Source organism: Curtobacterium sp. PsM8 (genome assembly GCF_030433875.1).
Classification (GTDB): Bacteria; Actinomycetota; Actinomycetes; order Actinomycetales; family Microbacteriaceae; genus Curtobacterium.
On the sequence record NZ_JARUXD010000137.1, the window covers coordinates 1 to 2,953 of the forward strand.

Annotated in this window: 2 protein-coding genes; one reads left to right on the top strand and one right to left on the bottom strand. The window is 70.6% G+C overall.

What is annotated here, in order from left to right; genetic code table 11:
* Positions 1-106: 106 nt before the first annotated feature.
* On the bottom strand, positions 107-1,564 hold the full coding sequence (purF, locus tag QCD68_RS17035) for an amidophosphoribosyltransferase (protein ID WP_221851847.1): 1,458 nt from the start codon (positions 1,562-1,564) through the stop codon (positions 107-109).
* A 71-nt stretch (positions 1,565-1,635) separates the two neighbouring features.
* Here purF and purM point away from each other — a divergent pair, with 71 nt between their 5' ends.
* Positions 1,636-2,730 (top strand): phosphoribosylformylglycinamidine cyclo-ligase, encoded by a 1,095-nt coding sequence (gene purM, locus QCD68_RS17040; protein ID WP_301223873.1) that lies wholly within the window; start codon positions 1,636-1,638, stop codon positions 2,728-2,730.
* The last annotated feature ends 223 nt before the right edge of the window (positions 2,731-2,953 follow it).

Consider the following 2,953-nt stretch of genomic DNA (forward strand, 5'->3'; position numbering starts at 1 on the left):
GGGTGGGGGTCGGGGGCGGTCTTTTTTTTATATTACACCGGGGGCGCCCCGTCCCCCGTTGGGGGGGGGCCTCCAGTCCGTTGGTCCGCACGGTGCGGAACCGGCGTCAGCTGAGCTGGTTCGCCTCGACCCAGGCCAGGTACTCCGGCGACACCGAACCGGTGACGTACTCGCCCGTGAAGCAGCTCATCTCGAGGTCCGTGACGTCCGAGCCCTCGATGATCGCGTCGCGCATGTCACCGATCTCCTGGTAGATCAGGTGGTCGCTGCCCAGCACCCGGTTGATCTCCGGGATCTTCCGGTCGTGGGCGATCAGCTCGGCGCGCGTCGGCATGTTGATGCCGTAGACGTGCGGGAACCGGACCGGGGGCGCCGCACTCGTGAAGGTGACCTCGTTCGCGCCGGCGGCCCGCGCCATCTCGACGATCTCGCGGCTCGTCGTACCGCGCACGATGGAGTCGTCCACGATCAGGATGTTCTTGCCCTTGAACTCGGACGACATCGCGTTGAGCTTCTGGCGGACCGAACGCTTGCGCTCCGCCTGCCCTGGCATGATGAACGTGCGGCCGACGTAGCGGTTCTTGTAGAAGCCCTCGCGGTACTCGATGCCGAGCTTCTGCGCGACCTGCATCGCGGCAGGGCGGCTGGAGTCCGGGATCGGCATCACGACGTCGATGTCGCCGGTCGGGGCGTACTGCTCGATCGTGTCCGCCAGGCGGTTGCCCAGGCGGAGACGGGCGTCGTACACGGAGATGCCGTTCATCACGGAGTCCGGACGGGCCAGGTAGACGTACTCGAAGGAGCACGGCACCAGGCGCGGGTCCTTCGCGCACTGCCGGGCGTGCATCGTGCCGTCCATCTCGATGAAGACGGCCTCGCCCGGGGCGACGTCGCGGACGATGTCGTAGCCGCCGGACTCGAGCACCAGGGACTCGGACGCGACGACCCACTCGCTCTTGCCGGCGTCGTCGAACTTGTGCCCGAGGATCAGCGGCCGGATGCCGAACGGGTCGCGGAACGCCAGCAGGCCGTGACCCGCGATCGTGGCGATCGTGGCGTACGAACCCTCGACCCGCTCGTGCACGCGCTCGACCGCGTCGAACACCTGCCCGGGGTCGAGGTGCGTGCCGCGGACCTGGCCCTGCAGCTCGTGCGCCAGGACGTTCACGAGCAGCTCGGTGTCCGAGGTCGTGTTGAGGTGCCGGCGGTCGATGTCGAACAGCTCGCGGGTGAGTTCCCGCGTGTTCGTCAGGTTGCCGTTGTGCACGAGGACGATGCCGTACGGCGCGTTCACGTAGAACGGCTGGGCTTCCTCTTCGTTCACGGCGGCGCCGCGGGTGGCGTAACGGACGTGGCCGAGGCCCATCGTCCCGAGGAGTGCCCGCATGTCACGGGTACGAAAACCCTCGCGCACGTGGCCGCGGGTCTTGTGCATGTGGTGCACGTGACCGTCGACCGTGGCGATGCCCGTGGAGTCCTGTCCCCGGTGTTGCAGGAGGAGCAGGGCGTCGTAGATGGATTGGTTTGCAGGCCCCTGCGCAACGAGGCCGACGATGCCGCACATTCGCGGGGTGCTCCAGACCGTAGGATCGGGTGGTACCGAACAAGTCTGCCATGCCCTGCGGAGGACGACGTATGCCCAACCCCTACGCCGAGGCCGGCGTCGACACCGCTGCCGGTGACCTGGCCGTCGAGCTCATGAAGTCCGCCGTGTCGGCGACGCACAACGCGTCAGTCCTGGGCGGGGTCGGCGGCTTCGCCGGTCTGTACGACGTCTCGTTCCTCAAGGACTACGAGCGGCCCCTCCTCGCCACCTCGACCGACGGCGTCGGCACGAAGGTCGCGATCGCGCAGGCCATCGACAAGCACGACACGATCGGGCAGGACCTGGTCGGCATGGTCGTCGACGACATCGTCGTGGTCGGCGCGACGCCGCTGTTCATGACGGACTACATCGCCTGCGGCCGGGTCGTCCCGAACCGCATCGCCGACATCGTCGCCGGCATCGCCCGCGGCTGCGCGGCCACCGGCACCGCCCTGGTCGGCGGCGAGACCGCGGAACACCCGGGCCTGCTCGGACCGGACGACTACGACGTCGCCGGTGCCGCGGTCGGCGTGGTCGAGGCCGGTTCGCAGCTCGGCGCCCACCTGGTGCAGGACGGCGACGTGGTCATCGCGATCGAGTCCTCCGGGCTGCACTCGAACGGGTACTCGCTCGTCCGGCACATCCTGGGCCAGCGCGGCATCGGCTACACCGACACGCTGCCGGAGCTCGGCGGGCTGGTCGGCGAGGCCCTGCTCGAGCCCACCCGCCTCTACACGACCCCGCTGCTCGAGCTGATCGACGGACACCCGGGCGACGTGCACTCGCTGTCCCACGTCACCGGTGGCGGCATCGCGGCGAACCTGGCGCGCGTGCTGCCCGTCGGCTCGTGGGTCGAGGTCGACCGTTCCACCTGGCAGCCGCTGCCGGTGTTCCGCGTCCTGGCGGAGCTGGCCGGCACCCCGATCGAGGACACCGAGAGCACCTGGAACCTGGGCATCGGCATGTTCGCGATCGTCTCGGCAGCATCGGTCGACGGGGTCACCGCGACGCTCCGGTCGGCCGGGCTGCCGGCGTGGGAGGTCGGCACGGTGTCGATCGGCACGCGCGACCTGACCGGGTTCGAGCAGGGTGCCAAGGGCGTCGACGGCGGGGCCGTGCGCCTGGTCGGGTCCTACGCGGGCTGAGTCCCGGCGCGCTGGTCGGCTCCTGCCGACGTGGTCGAGGTCGAGGTCGCACGACGTGCCGCCTGCGCTCTGTCGAGGTTGCACGACGTGCCGCCTGCGCTCTGTCGAGGTGGGGCCGCCAGCCGCGCGGGGGGGGGGGGGGGGGGGGGTGGGGGGGGCCCCGGGGCCCGCGCGCCGGGCGCCCCCCCGCCCGGGGGGCGGGCGCCCCCCGGGCGCCGGACCC